At 30.9% G+C, this 17,174-nt stretch carries 14 protein-coding genes, 2 tRNA genes and 1 riboswitch; of the genes, 1 reads left to right on the forward strand and 15 read right to left on the reverse strand.

What is annotated here, in order from left to right; translation table 11 throughout:
• Position 1 precedes the first annotated feature (1 nt).
• From KIB46_RS11250 to KIB46_RS11305, 12 genes are all read right to left on the reverse strand, one after another.
• Positions 2 to 1,045 carry a putative 2-aminoethylphosphonate ABC transporter substrate-binding protein gene (locus KIB46_RS11250; RefSeq protein ID WP_156561340.1) on the reverse strand — a complete coding sequence of 348 codons (1,044 nt, stop codon included), beginning with the start codon at positions 1,043 to 1,045 and terminating at the stop codon, positions 2 to 4.
• Positions 1,046 to 1,058: 13 nt separating this feature from the next.
• Positions 1,059 to 1,844, reverse strand: coding sequence for a DeoR/GlpR family DNA-binding transcription regulator (locus tag KIB46_RS11255; RefSeq protein ID WP_156561339.1), 786 nt, complete (start codon positions 1,842 to 1,844; stop codon positions 1,059 to 1,061).
• A gap of 530 nt (positions 1,845 to 2,374) precedes the next feature.
• The gene (locus KIB46_RS11260) at positions 2,375 to 3,319 is read right to left on the reverse strand and encodes a hypothetical protein (protein WP_291671991.1); all 945 of its coding nucleotides are present in this window, start codon (positions 3,317 to 3,319) and stop codon (positions 2,375 to 2,377) included.
• Positions 3,320 to 3,348: 29 nt separating this feature from the next.
• Positions 3,349 to 3,570: a GNAT family N-acetyltransferase gene (locus KIB46_RS11265; protein ID WP_291671993.1), complete on the reverse strand. Its 222-nt coding sequence runs from the start codon at positions 3,568 to 3,570 to the stop codon at positions 3,349 to 3,351.
• Positions 3,571 to 4,032: 462 nt separating this feature from the next.
• The gene (locus KIB46_RS11270) at positions 4,033 to 4,524 is read right to left on the reverse strand and encodes a VTT domain-containing protein (RefSeq protein WP_291672008.1); all 492 of its coding nucleotides are present in this window, start codon (positions 4,522 to 4,524) and stop codon (positions 4,033 to 4,035) included.
• Positions 4,525 to 4,582: 58 nt separating this feature from the next.
• Complete coding sequence (locus KIB46_RS11275; RefSeq protein WP_291671995.1) at positions 4,583 to 5,239, reverse strand: HAD family phosphatase; 657 nt, start codon at positions 5,237 to 5,239, stop codon at positions 4,583 to 4,585.
• Between the two features lie 26 nt (positions 5,240 to 5,265).
• Positions 5,266 to 6,367, reverse strand: a protein-coding gene (gene prfB, locus KIB46_RS11280; RefSeq protein ID WP_291671997.1) for a peptide chain release factor 2 whose coding sequence is annotated in 2 segments (ribosomal slippage) — positions 5,266 to 6,288 and positions 6,290 to 6,367 — 1,101 coding nt in all. Because the reading frame shifts where the segments join, the coding sequence is not laid out codon by codon here.
• 59 nt (positions 6,368 to 6,426) lie between these two features.
• Positions 6,427 to 8,952, reverse strand: coding sequence for a preprotein translocase subunit SecA (gene secA, locus KIB46_RS11285; protein ID WP_156561333.1), 2,526 nt, complete (start codon positions 8,950 to 8,952; stop codon positions 6,427 to 6,429).
• A 183-nt stretch (positions 8,953 to 9,135) separates the two neighbouring features.
• Positions 9,136 to 9,678 (reverse strand): ribosome-associated translation inhibitor RaiA, encoded by a 543-nt coding sequence (gene raiA, locus KIB46_RS11290; protein WP_049178485.1) that lies wholly within the window; start codon positions 9,676 to 9,678, stop codon positions 9,136 to 9,138.
• A 630-nt stretch (positions 9,679 to 10,308) separates the two neighbouring features.
• Positions 10,309 to 10,950, reverse strand: a complete 642-nt coding sequence (locus KIB46_RS11295; RefSeq protein ID WP_291672000.1) for a ComF family protein — start codon at positions 10,948 to 10,950, stop codon at positions 10,309 to 10,311.
• Positions 10,932 to 11,933, reverse strand: a complete 1,002-nt coding sequence (locus tag KIB46_RS11300; protein WP_156561330.1) for a hypothetical protein — start codon at positions 11,931 to 11,933, stop codon at positions 10,932 to 10,934. The genes KIB46_RS11295 and KIB46_RS11300 overlap by 19 nt, the downstream gene beginning before the upstream one ends.
• Before the next feature lie 15 nt (positions 11,934 to 11,948).
• The gene (locus KIB46_RS11305; protein ID WP_291672003.1) at positions 11,949 to 14,171 is read right to left on the reverse strand and encodes an ATP-dependent RecD-like DNA helicase; all 2,223 of its coding nucleotides are present in this window, start codon (positions 14,169 to 14,171) and stop codon (positions 11,949 to 11,951) included.
• A gap of 103 nt (positions 14,172 to 14,274) precedes the next feature.
• On the opposite strand from KIB46_RS11305, the gene nagA reads away from it, so the two are divergent.
• Complete coding sequence (nagA, locus tag KIB46_RS11310) at positions 14,275 to 15,411, forward strand: N-acetylglucosamine-6-phosphate deacetylase (RefSeq protein WP_291672005.1); 1,137 nt, start codon at positions 14,275 to 14,277, stop codon at positions 15,409 to 15,411.
• 40 nt (positions 15,412 to 15,451) lie between these two features.
• Here the strand turns inward: nagA and metK are convergent, their stop codons facing one another.
• The 3 genes from metK to KIB46_RS11325 all read right to left on the reverse strand — a co-directional run bounded on the left by metK (position 15,452) and on the right by KIB46_RS11325 (position 17,150).
• On the reverse strand, positions 15,452 to 16,627 hold the full coding sequence (gene metK / locus KIB46_RS11315) for a methionine adenosyltransferase (protein ID WP_156561327.1): 1,176 nt from the start codon (positions 16,625 to 16,627) through the stop codon (positions 15,452 to 15,454).
• A 76-nt stretch (positions 16,628 to 16,703) separates the two neighbouring features.
• A riboswitch (SAM riboswitch) is annotated at positions 16,704 to 16,804 on the reverse strand.
• A gap of 181 nt (positions 16,805 to 16,985) precedes the next feature.
• Positions 16,986 to 17,070: transfer RNA gene (locus tag KIB46_RS11320), tRNA-Tyr, on the reverse strand.
• Positions 17,071 to 17,075: 5 nt separating this feature from the next.
• Positions 17,076 to 17,150: transfer RNA gene (locus tag KIB46_RS11325), tRNA-Thr, on the reverse strand.
• Positions 17,151 to 17,174 lie beyond the last annotated feature (24 nt).

Genomic DNA, 17,174 nt, shown 5'->3' on the forward strand with positions numbered 1-17,174 from the left:
CCTACTTACTTTCACTCTTTGAACCATAATTCTTTTCCCACTGCTTTAAAATACTATCTCTATTTAATGAAGCCCAAGCTAAATCATTTGATATTAATTGCCCTACTGGGTCATCACTATATCCATCTGGAATTGGTGTATCAGTCTCAATTGTAGTAATTGGAGTATTCTTTGCATACAGCTTCATTGCATCTTTGCTTAACGCCCAATCTACAAACAACTTTGCTTCATCTTTAACTCTAGTTTTATAAGTTAGAGCTATACTTTCTAAATCCCATCCTGATCCCTCTTTAGGGAACACAACTGTTACTGGTTCCCCACTTTGCATCTGAACTACTCCCCTATACCCAAAAGAAATTCCTATTGGATATTCTCCTGTTCCTGCAAGCTTTGATGGCTTTGATCCTGAATGAGTATAAACTCCTATATTCTCATGAAGTTTACTCATATACTCCCATCCATTTTCTTCTCCATACATCTGAAGTAATGCTGATACTGTAAAATATCCTGTTCCTGATGAAGCTGGGTTAGGCATTGAAATAAGCCCCTTATATTCTGGCTTAATTAGATCTTCAAAGCTTTCTGGTATAGCCATCCCCCTATCTTCAAGTTCTTTATAGTTAACTACAAAAGCTGTTTCAGTTGCATCTAAGCCTACCCAATAAGGTACTTCATTGTGATCTTTAAATCTTTTTTCTACGTCCTCTGAATTTATAGATTTATACGGTGCTAAAAGCCCTTTTCTCTCTAAATCAATCATATTTATAGCTGATAGCCCCCAAACTATATCTGCTTTTGGATTTTCTCTTTCAGAAATTACCTTTGCACTTATTACCCCATGGGAATCCACAATAAGATTTACTTCTATATCTGGATACTCTTCCTTAAAAGCTTCTATATACTCTGCTACTTGTTCCTCTTCATATGCTGTGTATATAGTTAATTCCTTACTATCTTTTTCTACATATTGAGGTGTTGTTGATATACACCCACTCAAAGATAAGATTAATATAATCCCCAAAAAACTTGCTATTAACCTTTTCATTTACTTACTCTCCTTACTCTGCTTTATCCCACTTAATGTTCCAAAACTCTAGCCTTTCCTTCCATTCAATAGGTACATCTTTATTAGTAATAATTCTATTTGCATTTATAAGTTCATCAATCTTGTAATAATTTCTTATTCCCACCTTAGAATAATCTGCTAGAACAATGGTTTCTTTTGATTGGTCAATATACTTTCTAGTAACATTTGCCTTTAGTTCATTAAATGCAGTTATCCCTGCCTCTAAACTTACACCTTCACAGGATATAAAAGCTTTATCTACAAAATATCTATCAAGCATTTCTATGCAACTAGGTCCTACTATTCTTTTGTTATCACTTTGAACAATTCCACCAAGAAAAATTAATTCTCCAGTTATCTTATTACTGTTTAATAAATTCATTATGGCTGTTGCTACAGGAAAAGATGATGTAATAATTAATAAATCCTTTTTCCCTTCTAGAAAATTAACTAATTGTAATGTAGTACTTCCTTCATCGATTATTATCTTGTCGCCATCTTCAATTAAATCTGCTGCTAATTTTGCTATTTTTCTTTTTTCTCTTTCTCTTTGCGTAATTCTAACTGAAATATTTTCTTCACTTGTATATGAATCTAATCTTTCTGCCCCTCCATGAACCCTTTTTATTTTTGATTCTTTTTCTAATGCATCTAAATATCTTCTTACAGTTTCCATAGATAAGTTCAATCTTTTACTTAACTCTTTTGTTGAAATTCTTGTTTCCAAAGCTATAATTTTAAGAATTTTACTCTTTTTTTGATCCATATATAATCCCATATGATTAACCTCCGACTACATCTTCATTTTAAAATTCCAATGTTAAAGATAAATTAACCAAAAGTTAATATAAAGTTGTAAATCCTATGTATTTTAAGGATTTCTTAATTAAACCCACAAAAAAAGAAGCTACAATCGGTAACTTCTTTTCTAAACAATAATCCATCTTATTTTTATATATAACCTATTATCAACTTTTTCTGCCCAGATCTTTTGACCTTGCTTCTCTACTAAAACTTATTAACACTCCATCGTTTTCTTTTTTTAGCTCAATTGATAAATTTCCTTCTGCATGCCTTAAAGCATTTCAAATAATATTAATAAAAATTCTATTTATAGCTTTTTTATCTCCACATACTAATCATAAACTAATTAACACCATTACCAAGAATCATAGTAGTTCCCAATACAATAGCCGTAAGTGATGATAATTTTTAATGATGAATAGCTAGTACATATTTATTTTATATTTTCCTTATACAGCAAAAAAAAGAGAAATTTAAAAACTTCTCTCTTTCTGATATTGAAACTTATATATAACTTTCTACTAATTCTTTATACTTTTCTCTAAGCTTAATAACTTCTTCATTATTACTTTTCTCTTTTCCATATAATTCTTCTTTACATCTATCTAATTTATTTTTTACATTTCTAACGTTACCTAAAGATGAATCTATCTTGTTACTTACACTTATATCTGTAAATATATTATCAAAGAATACATCTACTAAATAACTTGACTCTATATTATTAAAATCTCCTGATATGTTCATCATATTAATATCACTTAACTCTTTTTCTAGCTTTGTTATAGCATAACCTACTCTCTCTATTTCTTTTTGGGCAGACTTAACAGCATCATGTTTCATAATGGATGTAATAGTTCCTCCACCTAATATGTCCCAAGTTGCCAACCCTGATGCATCATTAAGATATTTTAATGCAGAATTAATTGTGAAATCACAATTAATAGCTTCATCTATTGCTTCTTTTATCTCTATACCTTCTTTTACATATCTGTTTATTGAGGCTTCTATTTCTTCAAGTTCTAACCTCTTATTTAAGTCTATCCCCTTTAATAACTCTGACTTTTCCTGAATAAGCTCTTCATATCTTTCTTCATAATTACTAATAGACTCAATTCTAATTTTTGTAGTTTCTAAATCATTCTTTAACGCTTCAACAGTAACTCTGTATTCTTCGTATCTTAACTTTGCCTCTAAATATTCTTGTTCTTCTTTGTATAACTTTTCTTCCCTAAAATTAAATATAGTACTTATTATATTTACCACTGATATTTTATTAAATTTCTCTACATCCTTAAATTCTTTATTCAGCTTTTCTTCTAACCCTTCTAATACCTTATTCTTTCTATAGTAGGTATCTTCTAAAGTAACTAATTTTTCTTCTAAGGTTTCCTTTAATAAAATATTATCCTTACATTCTCTCAGTTCTCTATTAATATCTTCAAACATTTATATGCCTCCTATAACTATTTAATTAATCAATATACCTTATCTTCTGATATTTCGTAACCTAATTTCTTCTGTAAATTTAAAGACTTAATGTTATCTTCTATAACTTGTCCATAAATATAAGCCCCAGATTTTATTCTTTCGTTTGTAGCTACAGCCTGAAGTCTTAATGCTATACCCCTTCCTCTATATTCAGGTAATACCTCAAGCATACCTATTGAACCTTCTTTATGATAACCAATAAATCCCATAAATCTCCATCAATAAAAGCTCCATATACTGCATCATTTCTTATTCTATCTTATAATAATATAAAATCTAACTCTTTATGTCCAACTATCAACTCTGCATCTTTAGGAATCATATTAACTATATTTTTAGTTGACCTTTCATCTAATGCGTACATCATATAAGCTTTAAATATCTTCTCATATATCAATATTCCTTTGGAATATAAAAAAATCGCCAAGGCGACTGTGGAGCCGTCTATTTTTTTCGCCCATCTGAATAAGTGATATTCCAAATTTAAATTTGGTAAATAGAACTTACTCATTAGAGCTTCCGAAGCTTGCCTGAGGAAAATCTTGCAGGGGTATATATTTTATTTTATATTTTTTAATATGAAAATGTAATAATTCCTTTGATTTATAGCTAATTGAAATTTTATACTTTCCTTGACAGTTAAAAAGAAGTCATCTCTTGATAACTTCCCTTTAACTGTTATTTCCTTTTTTAATAGTTAACCATAATAGAATTAAAGCAATTATAGTAATTATAAGTTTAATGCTACCTTCATTTGCATTTATAAATTCATAACTTACTAAAGCCTCTAAGGCTATTGAAGGGATCTTTCCTAAAAAAGTTGTTACAACAAATATAAATGAATTTACACTGCTTAATGCTGCACCTAAAGTTATAAATCCTGAAGGAATAAATGGTATTAATCTTCCTTCAAAAATAAGAACACCGGCCTTCCAACCTTTACTCTTTACTAAATTATCAACTAACCTATACTTTCCTAATATAGAGGCAATACTTTTTTTTAAACCTAACCTATAAACTTTAAAACTTATATATCCCCCTATACTTTCACCAAGTAAGGATATTATAAATCCCCAAATTGGTCCAAAAAATATAATATTAGCTCCAGTTACAAATATGGATGGAACTACTCCTAGTAAAGCAATTATAATACTAATTATTATTGATATAACAATTGCAAACTCTCTATATTGTCCTAAAATCTCTAATACACTATCAATACTAAACATTTTCTAATATATCAATTACATCTAACAAACTTTCGCATATCCTATATGATTTAGATTTCATATTTTCATCTGGTTCTTTCATATCTGGAATATTTACTCCTAACATTCCTGCACTATAAGCTGCTTCTATTCCAGCACCTGAATCCTCTAAAACCATACACTCTTTTGGTTCTACCCCTAGTTTTTCTGCCGCTTTTAAGAATATCTCTGGGTCTGGCTTAGAATTTACAACTTCATCACCACATATAACATAATCTGCTTTTTCTAACACACCACCTAATTTAAGTAAATACTCTGCTCTATCTCTTGAAGTAGAGGTAGCAACAGCAACCTTATACCTATTCTCCTTAAGATAATCTAAAAGCTCATGAATTCCTCTTTTTAGTGGTATACCATCTTTTTCAATAGCATTCATTTGATGCTTTATCTTTTTCTCATATAAGCTTTCTAACGGAAAATCTTCACCGAATTTTTCTATCATAAGCTTTCCAAATCCCTTAAGATTTCTTCCAATTAAAGTACAGTAGAAAGTTCTATCCATCTCATATCCTATTTCTGCACAAATATCTCTCCATGCATTAAATGATAGTATTTCTGTATCAAAAATAAGACCATCCATATCAAATATTACACCATTTACCCTTCTCATATATAGCCTCCTTAGTTTATCTGAGTTTATTTATTACTTGAAAGATATGAATTTATAAATAAATCAATATCTCCATCCATTACTCCATTAACATTAGATGTTTCCACATTAGTTCTATGATCTTTAACCATACTATAAGGATGGAACACATAAGATCTTATTTGACTTCCCCATCCCATATCCTTTAAATCTCCAGTTAAGTCTTCTATTTTTTCTTTATGTGCTCTTTCTTTTAACTCTATTAACTTTGCTTTTAGCATAGCCATAGCAGTATCTCTATTAGCAAATTGGCTTCTTTCATTTTGACATTGTACAACTATTCCAGTTGGAATGTGAGTTATTCTTACCGCTGATTCTGTTTTATTAACATGTTGACCACCAGCTCCACCTGATCTATAGGTATCTACCTTTAAATCATCCGACTTTATATCAATATCTTGTTCTTTTGTAAGCTCTGGTAATACTTCAAGTGAAGCAAAGGATGTTTGTCTCTTACCATTAGCATTAAAAGGAGATATTCTTACAAGTCTATGAACACCTTTTTCAGCTTTTAAATATCCATAAGCATTATCACCTTTAACTCTTAGAGTAACGCTCTTTATACCAGCTTCATCGCCTTCTAATAAGTCTAAAGTTTCAACCTTATACCCTTTCTTTTCACACCATCTTGTATACATTCTAAGAAGCATTTCAGTCCAATCATTAGCATCTGAACCTCCTACTCCTGCATGTAAAGTTAAGATAGCGTCATTACCATCATACTCTCCTGATAATAATATCTCTATTTTATATTGATAAAGTTCCTTTTCCAATTCCCTTACTTCAGAGATTATTTCTTGTGCTGACTCTTCATCATCCTCTTCCATAAGTTCATAAAGAACCTCTATATCCTCAACTCTTCTTACAAAATCATCATGTCTAGAAACTTTATCTTTAATTCTTTTACTTTCTTTTGTAACTTCTTCTGCCCTTTTTATATCATCCCAAAATCCACTTTCCTGCATTTGAAGTTCTAATTCTTTTAATTGTTTTTCTAAAGCTTCCTTGTCAAAGTGAAGCCCCCATTTCCTCTATAGTCTCTTTTAAGCTAGGAACCTTGCTCATTTCCTTTTCTAGATCAAGTATCATATAATCATCTCCTTCACTCTTAAAAAGGCTAACCATCAAATGGTTAGCCTATACATATTCTATGCTTCTCTTCCACAGCAGTTCTTATACTTTTTACCACTACCACATGGACATGATTCATTTCTGCCAATTTCTATTTTCTTTCTTACAGGCTCTCTCTTTGTTGACTTTGAATCCCCATCAGCTCCTGCATGAACAGCTGAAGTTTCCTTAGCTACTCTTTCTCTTTCTGGAGCTTTTTCCATTTGAACATGGAAGATATATTTAACTGTATCAGTTTTGATTCCTTGAATCATTTCATCAAACATTTCACTACCCTCCATTTGGTAAGCTTGAACAGGGTCTTGTTGCTTAAATGCTCTTAATCCCATACCTTGCTTTAAGTGATCCATGTTATCAATATGATTCATCCACTTTGAATCAACTGTTCTAAGAAGAATTACTCTTTCAATTTCTCTCATCTTTTCAGAACCAAATTCTTCTTCTTTTCCATTGTAAATTTCAGTTGCTATACTCTTATACTTTTCAATGATTTCATCATTAGTAATCTTCATTAATTCTTCAACTGTTACTCTATTATCTGGAATGCATATGTCATCTAAATATGCAATAAGCTTCTTCATTTCAACTTCAACATCGTCACCCTCAACACCATTTAAGTGGCTTAATACAGCATTTGAGATAACATCTGAAGTCATATTTAGAATTTGATCCTTTAAGTCTTCGCCTTCTAGAACTTGTGCTCTTTGCTTGTAGATAACTTCTCTTTGCATATTCATAACATCATCATATCCTAATAATGTTTTTCTTATGTTAAAGTTATTACCTTCAACCTTCTTTTGAGCATTTTCTATTTGTTTAGTAATTATCTTATTTTCTATAGCATCATCATCTTCTAATCCTATCTTATCAACAACTGCTTGAATCTTATCAGAACCAAAGATTCTCATTAAGTCATCATCTAATGATATATAGAATGTAGAAGAACCTGGATCTCCTTGTCTTCCTGAACGTCCTCTTAATTGGTTATCAATTCTTCTAGACTCATGTCTTGCAGTACCAATGATCTTAAGACCACCAACTTCAACTACACCTTCTCCAAGCTTAATATCAGTACCTCTACCAGCCATGTTAGTAGCTATAGTTACCATCCCTAACTCACCTGCATGAGATATGATTTCAGCTTCTTGTTCATGATACTTAGCATTTAATACTTGGTGAGGAATTCCTCTCTTTTTAAGTATTTTTGATAATTCTTCTGACTTTTCAATACTTACAGTACCAACAAGAATTGGTTGACCTGTCTTATGAGTTTCTATTATATCCTCAACTATTGCATTAAACTTACCTTTTTCATTTTTAAATACAAGGTCTGCATTATCTACTCTTTGTACTGGTCTATGTGTTGGAACAACTATAACGTCTAGTCCATAAATTTCTCTAAATTCATTTTCTTCTGTTAACGCTGTACCTGTCATACCTGATAATTTATTATACATTCTAAAGTAATTTTGGAATGTAATTGTAGCTAAAGTCTTAGATTCTCTTGCAATCTTAACTCCTTCTTTAGCTTCAATAGCTTGATGAAGACCATCTGAATATCTTCTACCTTCCATAAGTCTTCCTGTAAATTCATCAACTATTATAACTTCTCCATCCTTAACCATGTAATCCTTATCTCTTCTCATAGAGTAGTTAGCTTTTAAGGCTTGAGTTACATAGTGTTGAAGGGCCATATTATCAGCATCTGCATAGTTATCTAGCTTAAAAGCTCTTTCTGCTTTTTCTACACCTGAATCAGTTAACATAACTGCATTAGCTTCTTCATCTATTGTATAATCTTCCTCTTCTCTTAAAGTCTTTACAAAGTAATCTGCTACTTTATAGAATTCAGTTGATTTTTCACCTGCTCCTGAAATTATAAGTGGTGTTCTAGCTTCATCGATAAGAATAGAGTCAACCTCGTCCACTATACAGAAGTTAAGTTGTCTTTGTACTCTTTCTTCTTTGTAAATAACCATATTATCTCTTAAGTAGTCAAACCCAAATTCATTATTTGTTCCATAAGTAATATCAGAACAATATGCTTCTCTTCTTTGGTCATTTGTCAGTTCATGAACAATAACGCCTGTAGTTAAACCTAAGAAATTGTAAATTTGGCTCATCCACTCCATATCTCTTTTTGCAAGATAATCATTAACTGTTATTATGTGAACCCCATTTCCAGATAACGCATTTAAATATGCGGGTAATGTAGCAACTAATGTTTTACCTTCACCAGTTTTCATTTCTGCAATTCTTCCTTGGTGAAGTACAATTCCTCCAATAAGTTGCTCTCTATAATGTTTCATTTGAAGAACTCTCCAAGATGCTTCTCTAACAGTTGCAAAAGCTTCTACTAGTATATCATCAAGAGTTTCTCCATTTGCTAATCTCTGTTTAAATTCAACAGTTTTATTCTTTAATTCTTCGTCTGTTAACTTAGACATTGACCCATCTAACGCTTCAATTTTATCAACAATAGGTTTTATTCTATTAACTTCTCTTTCACTGTATGATTTAAATAATCCTCCAAAAAGTCCCATAATTTCATCCTTTCAACTATTTATTAATAACATTACGCTATAATTTCATATTCTAATTTCTATATTTATAAATTATACCATTGTAACTTATATATATACAACAATTATAACTATTTATTAACATAAATGCAAAAACTCCATAGAGCCTTGGATCTCTCCTTAACCCTATGGAGTCTACACTCTTTATTTATATTCTGGTTCTATTAAACCATAATTTCCATCTTTTCTTTTATAAACAACACTTACGTTATTTGTATCAGCATCTTGATATACAAAGAAACTATGTCCTAGTAATTCCATTTGTAGTACAGCTTCATCTGCAGACATTGGTTTTACATTAAAAGACTTAGTCTTTACAATTCTTGAAGTATCCTCATCAGCATCTTCGTTCTTAAATTCTAATGAATTGAACTCTGGATACCTTAATGACCCTGAATTATTCTTTCTAGAAAGCTTTGTTCTTTGTTTCCTTATTTGTCTTACAAGCTTTTCTTCTACAAGGTCAATTGACTTATACATGTCATCTGTGACCTCTTCTCCTCTTAGAATAACCCCATTAAAAGGAATTGTCACTTCTATTCTTTGTCTATTTTTTTGTACACTTAATGTAGCTCTTGCTTCTACATCCGGTCCAAAGTACTTCTCCAGTTTAGAGATCTTTCTTTCCACCATTTCCTTTAATGAAGGTGTTAACTCAATATTTTTTGCTATTACTGTCACTTTCATAAGCCCAGCCCCTCTCATAATTATTGTGATTCTTTAGACCTTTATTAAGTTGTTTTTTTATTGTACTTTAATTTTACATAACTTCTGAAATCTTAACAACTTTGAATTTTCAGAATATTCTTTTACTTTATTCATACTACTTCAACTATCTTAATATTCCTCTTTTTTTTGCAAAATATGTATACAACTTATCATTTGACATAATTGTTAATCCTACACTTTACTCGTTAAGTAATTTGTATCTTACTTCCTTTTCCAGACAAAAAAAGGTGTGATGGATATTTATTTTGCTTGTTCCGTCGCTACGCTCCAAGTTACATCAAAACCAATATCCACCACACTTATACTAAAGGTAATGAAAATATAAAATTTTATCCTTTCTAAACACAAAAAAAGAGCAGTGTTTACACTACTCTTGTTAAGCTAGCTGACCTGGTCTTTGCCCCCACACTCGCCTACTGGAGATTTCGCTACCCAGAATTACCCTCTCACTACTAACCCTCTCAATTAAAATTGGTAGGACTTACTTCTATACCGCACCATGCTCATCAAAACTTTGTTTGAGTTACGTGGATCGTTTTGCCTGCGACTAGCCTCGACTTTCAACCACAGACCTAGCTTACACTAATATTATACATACGATTTTGCCATAGTCAACAATTTTATTTGAACAACCCCTGATTCTTTTAATACTCGCTCTGCTTCATGAAGGGTTGCACCTGTTGTAATTACATCATCTAGTATTATAAATTTCTTTCCTTTTACTTCTTCTTTATTAATAACTTCAAATACACCTTTTATATTTTTTAATCGCTCTTCTCTTTTTAAAGTCTTCTGTATCTTGCTACCTTTAACTCTTTTTAAGGTATTTAATATGGTAAAATTATTTCTTAAGCCTAATTCTTTAGCCAAATACTCACATTGGTTAAAACCTCTCATCTTAAGACTTTCTTTTCCTATAGGAATATATGTTATTATATAATCTTTTTCTATAAAATCAACTAGTCTTTCCTCAACTAGCCTAACAAGTTCTTCCCCTGCATCAAATCTTCCCTTAAATTTAAATTTTAATATTAATTCCTTTAATGCACCTTTATAATATCCAAGACAAAGCTCCCCATTATCACAATATGTAATTGAAGCTTTACATTTATTACATAACCCATATGTATCCTCTGCTCCACATACTATACACTTGCTATCCCTTGGATAAATTATTTCTAATAAACTTCTTTTTATTATTGATAAAACATTTATAATCCTTTTTCCCATAACATTTTATTAAAATCTCTAGACACATCCCTAACCTTATCTATAGTATTAGTTACTTCATTTGCTACAAATAATATTTCTGAAGTTTTACTTAATGTTTTTGATATTTGACCACATATATACATAAGCTGTTTATAACTGTACTCATCACTGTCTGCAAATAGTACTATAGCATCTCCAATGTTAGTCCCCTCTAAAGATATCTCCTTAAAATCTGTTATTATAAATGTTGCCTTATCTTTTACTTTTAAAACATTTATCTTATTATTTTTATCTTTGTATACTTTTTTTATTTGAACCTTATTTAATTTAAGCTTATTTGAATAATATTCATATACATTTTCTAAAGCTTCACTATTAGGAACATATATCACTAAATTTCTTTTATTATCCTTAAACCACTTTATATAATCATATAAAATATATGGAATATCCTTATTTAAATCAATTCTTGTATTTATAACTCTAGGTTCTATAAATGGCTTTTTAGTAACTATAGGTGTGCACTCTATTTTATCTCCTAGCATAGTTACCTCTTCTAAAGAATATACTATTATCCGTTCTGACTTACTAATTATAAAGTTATATATATCCCTTAACTTTCTATTGTCTATAGTAGAAAAATTCGATATATCATCTAAAATAACTAAATCGTAATCTCCTTCTATATTATTTATATGTTTATACTTTACAAAGTTAATATCACATTCTCCAAGACCACTTTCTAATTTACAATAAGTCATATGCTTATACTTATTACTTAATCCATCTAATAATTTCTTTTCTTGATACCCTTCATCTGATATATATAAAACTTTCTTTCTCTCGGAAACAAAATAACTTACTATATCTACAAAAATTGTATTTGTATTAAAAGGACATGTACTTATAGATAAAGTTTTTATACCACTTTTATACCAACTATATATTCTTCTAGAAATATCTACTATCTCTTCTGATATATTTTTATTAAATATAACCATATTACCCTCTCTTTTTTATTCTATTACATCACTATTAAGTAAATCTTTTATTCTATTCTCTAATGATGAATATCTCTCAGTGCTATTAGTGTTTGTAACCATATACTGAAGCGCCCTTGGATATCCAACCACTGTTACTAGCTCCTTTGCTCTCGTTATTCCAGTGTATATTAAATTTCTATTCATCAAGAAAGGTGATCCCATAAATGATGGAATAATTACAACCTTAAATTCACTTCCTTGACTTTTATGTATTGTAATTGCATAAGCCAATTCTAATTCTTCAATATTTTCAGAATCATATATCACCTTTTTTTCATCATCAAATATTACTGTAATGCTTCCTCTTTCATTATCAATACTTTGAACGAATCCCATATCTCCATTAAATACACCTTCACCGTCAAGATCTCCCTTGCCACTTATAGAAGTCCATTTTATTGAGTAATTATTTTTAGTTTGCATAACCTTATCCCCTTCTCTAAGAATAAGATTCTTCATCTTTTTCTCTTTTTTATCCTTTGAGGGTGGATTTAATATTTCTTGTATTTTTTCATTCAAATTTATTATTCCTAAAACTCCTTTTTTCATAGGACTTAAAACTTGAATATCCCTTCTTCTATCCCATGACTTATTGAAGTTTGGCAATCTCCTATTAACTAAATCTAAAGTAACAGAAAGTATATTATCTATATTCTCTTCCTTTAAAAAATAAAAATCTTTATTCTTTTGATTCAAATATGGCATCTCTCCATTATTTATTCTATGTGCATTAGTGATAATTAAACTCTCTGCTCCCTGTCTAAATATTTCTTTTAATCTAACTACCTTGATTAATCCACTATTTATTAAGTCCTTTAATACATTTCCAGGCCCTACTGATGGTAATTGATCCACATCTCCTACAATAATAAGCCTTGTTCCAACTCTTATGGATTTTAATAAGCTGTGCATTAAGAATATATCTATCATAGAAGCTTCATCTATTATTACTACATCTCCATCTAATGGTTCATCTGATTCATCATCTAAAGGAGTATCATCATCCCCAGCCCCTATATCTAATAATCTATGTATGGTTTTTGCTTCTCTTCCAGTTGATTCAGTCATTCTCTTAGCTGCTCTTCCTGTTGGGGCTGCTAAAAGAACCTTCATTCCCTCATTTTCATAAATTTCAATTATGCTCTTTATAATTGTTGTTTTTCCCGTTCCTGGTCCTCCAGTTATTATTTCTATTCCATCAGTAAAAGCCCCCATAATAGCTTCTTTCTGAGAGTCTGCAAAGTTAATGCCACTTTTCTTTTCAAACAAAGAAATTTCAAATTCTATATCTGTATTAATAGTTTGATAATTTTGAATTGATAACCTTGCTATTCTTTCTGTTATACCTAATTCAGTATAATAAAATATAGGTATAAATACACATTCTATATCATTTATTTTTTGCACTATTAGGTTTTTCTCTAAAAATGAATTATATATATTTCCTTCTATTAGTTCTTCCTTAACCAGTAAAAGTTCTTTAGTTTCTTCTATAACCTTATCCTTAGGCATATATGTATTTCCAGCAGCACAGAATCTATTTATTACAAAGTCTATTCCACTCTTTATTCTAGAATCAGACTCTCTATTTATTCCTATCATTGACCCAATTCTATCTGCTGTAGCAAAACCTATTCCTTTTATTTCTCTACAAAGAATATAAGGGTCCTTCTGAACAATATCTTTAGCATTAGGCCCAAATCTTTTATATATCTTTAAACACTGCCCATGAGTTATGCCAAAACCTTGAAAATATATCATTATATCTTTTAAATCATGCTGTTCTAAATATGATTCATAGATAATATTAAATTTCTTTTCTCCAATACCATCAATCTCTTTTATTCTTTCTATATTATTATCTAATATATCCATGGCCTCTTCACCAAAATGATCTATGATTTTCTTTGCTGTAACAGGACCAATTCCTCTAATTATTCCAGATGATAAATACTTCTCTAAACCATCTATTGTAGTTGGCATAATCTCTTCACATTTACTAATACTAAACTGCTTACCAAATTGTTTATGCATTATCCAAGTACCAGTTAATTTTACATGTTGCCCTTCTCTTAAGTAAGGGATTGTTCCTACAGCTGTTATAGGTTTATTCTCTATATTAATTTTAGATACTACATATCCTGTATCATCACTTTTAAAAAATATTACTTCAACAAAGCCTTCCAAGACTTCCATATTATCTCTCCACATCCAATAAACTTATTTTTATTCTTGACTATATATATTATAATTATATCATAGGATTATAAAGTTTCTAAAAATTCATGGAGGTGTTTTAATGCTAATAAAAAATTGTAATATTATTTATTTAGACAAAATCGAAAAAGGTTCTATACTAGTTGAAAACGGAAAGATCAAAGAAATTAACCCTTCCAATGTTAACGATACAGAAGTTATAGATGCTGAAGGTTTATATCTTTCACCAGGATTTATTGATGTTCATATTCACGGTGCTGGTGGTTGCGATACCATGGATGGTACTGTTGAATCTATAAATACAATTGCAAAAACAATAGTTCAACATGGTACAACATCTTTTACACCAACTACAATGACAGTTGCTGCTGAAGATATAAGAAAATCTATGGAAGTTATTAAAAAACTTAAAGAAGAAGGAACTGAAGGTGCCAATGTATTAGGAGCTCACTTAGAAGGACCTTTCATAAGCCCAAAAGCAATTGGTGCTCAAAATCCAAACTTCTTACTTGCTCCATCAGTAGAAAACTATAATAAAATAGTTGGTGACTATAGTGATGCTGTTGTATCTATCACAATGGCTCCGGAAGTTGAAGGTGCAAAAGAATTAATTAAGTACCTTTCTGATAATGGTGTTACAGTATCTATGGGGCACACAAAAGCTACTTATGATGAAGCTATAGAGGGAATAAAATGTGGTGCATGCCACTCAACTCATCTTTACAACGCAATGACTCCTTTTACTCATAGAGAACCAGGTGTTGTAGGTGCTACATTTGATACTGATATAACTACAGAAACAATTTCTGATGGTATCCATATTTCTTACCCTGCTTTAAGAACAGCCTATAAGCAAAAGGGAACTGATAAAGTTTTATTAGTTAGTGATGCTATGGAAGCTTGTGGTATGCCAGATGGTCAATATTCTTTAGGTGGTCAAGATGTTATAGTTAAAAATGGTGCTGCAAGATTATTAGATGGAACCTTAGCTGGTTCTGTTCTTACTCTTGATAAAGCTGTTAAGAATATATATAACAACTCAGATTATCCTTTAAATGAAGTTGTAAGAATGGCTACTTACAATGGTGCAAAGCACTGTCATGTTGAAGATCATAAAGGTTTAATAAAAGAAGGATATGATGCTGACCTTATATTATTCAATGAAGATATAGAAATTCAAAAAGTTTTCGTTAACGGAAAAGAAGTTTATAATAGATAATAAAAAGGCTTATTGCAAATTACTGCAATAAGCCTTTTTTCTATAATAATTTTTTAATTTCTTCAACCTTGTTTAATTGTTCCCATGGAAGATTTAAATCTGTTCTTCCAAAATGTCCATAAGCAGCAGTTTGCTTATATATTGGTCTTCTTAAATCTAAATCTTTGATTATTGCACCTGGTCTTAGGTCAAACACCTTTTCAACTATATCAATTATAGTTTCTTCATCAACTTTTCCAGTTCCAAATGTCTCAACTTCTATTGATACTGGCCTTGCAACACCTATAGCATAAGCCAATTGTATTTCAAGCTTATCTGCAAGCCCAGCAGCTACTAAGTTTTTAGCAACCCATCTTGCTGCATACGCTGCTGATCTATCTACCTTTGTTGGATCTTTTCCTGAGAATGCTCCACCACCGTGTCTTCCCATTCCTCCATAAGTATCAACTATTATCTTTCTTCCTGTTAATCCTGAATCCCCCTGAGGACCCCCTACAACGAATCTTCCAGTAGGATTTATGTAGTATTTAGTGTTTTCATCTAATAATTCAGCTGGAACCACTTCTCTTATTACGTATTCCATTAAATCTTTTTCTATTTGCTCTAAAGTAACTTCTTCACCATGTTGAGTAGAAATAACTATTGCATCTATTCTCTTAGCAGTGTTATTTTCATATTCAACTGTTACTTGCGTTTTACCATCTGGTCTTAAATAATCTAGTGTTCCATTCTTTCTAACTTCAGTTAGTCTTCTAGAAAGTCTATGAGCCATAGCTATTGGTAGTGGCATAAATTCTGGAGTTTCATTTGTTGCAAAACCAAACATCATACCTTGGTCTCCAGCACCTACTGCTTCAACATCATCCTTATCACCTTTTTTAGATTCTAAAGCTTCGTCTACTCCCATTGCTATATCAGCTGATTGTTCATCTATAGTAGTCATAACTGCACATGTATCACAGTCAAATCCATACTTAGCTCTATCATAACCTATTTCTCTTATTGTTTCTCTAACAACTTTAGGAATGTCAACATAACAATTTGTTGTTATTTCTCCCATTACCATTACTAATCCTGTTGTCGTACATGTTTCACATGCTACTCTTGCATTTGGATCCTTTGATAAAATGGCATCTAGTACTGCATCAGATATTTGATCACATATTTTATCTGGATGTCCTTCTGTTACTGATTCTGATGTAAATAATCTTTTCATAATTTGTCTTCTCCTTCCAAATGTTTTTAGGCAATAAAAAAACCCTTCGATAAGAAGAGACTTTACTATATAATCTCTCTCATCTCGTAGATAAAAATCTACAGGAATTGGCACCTTGTAATATAACAGGTTGCCGGGTTTCATCGGGCCCTTTCCCTCCACCTCTCTTGATAAGAGTTTTTTATTTAATTTTTGCAAATTCATTGTAACATATTATTTTTTTAAACTCAATAGTATTTATTACATAATTTAAACTTTTATCCACAGAAGATTTTTTTCTATCCACAGATTTTATTAATTTAATACACACTATCAACTTTTAAGGAATTAAAAAAAAGCAAGTAACCTTGCTTTTCAATGGTGGAGGAGGACGGATTCGAACCATCGAAGCGAATCGCAACAGATTTACAGTCTGCCCCCTTTGGCCACTCGGGAACTCCTCCATTAATGGAGCTGGCAATAGGAATCGAACCTACAACCTGCTGATTACAAGTCAGCTGCTCTACCGTTGAGCCATGCCAGCATATTATATTTATTTTTTAAGTTT

Origin of the sequence: Clostridium sp., from assembly GCF_018372875.1 — a bacterium.
Classification (GTDB): domain Bacteria; phylum Bacillota; class Clostridia; order Clostridiales; family Clostridiaceae; genus Clostridium.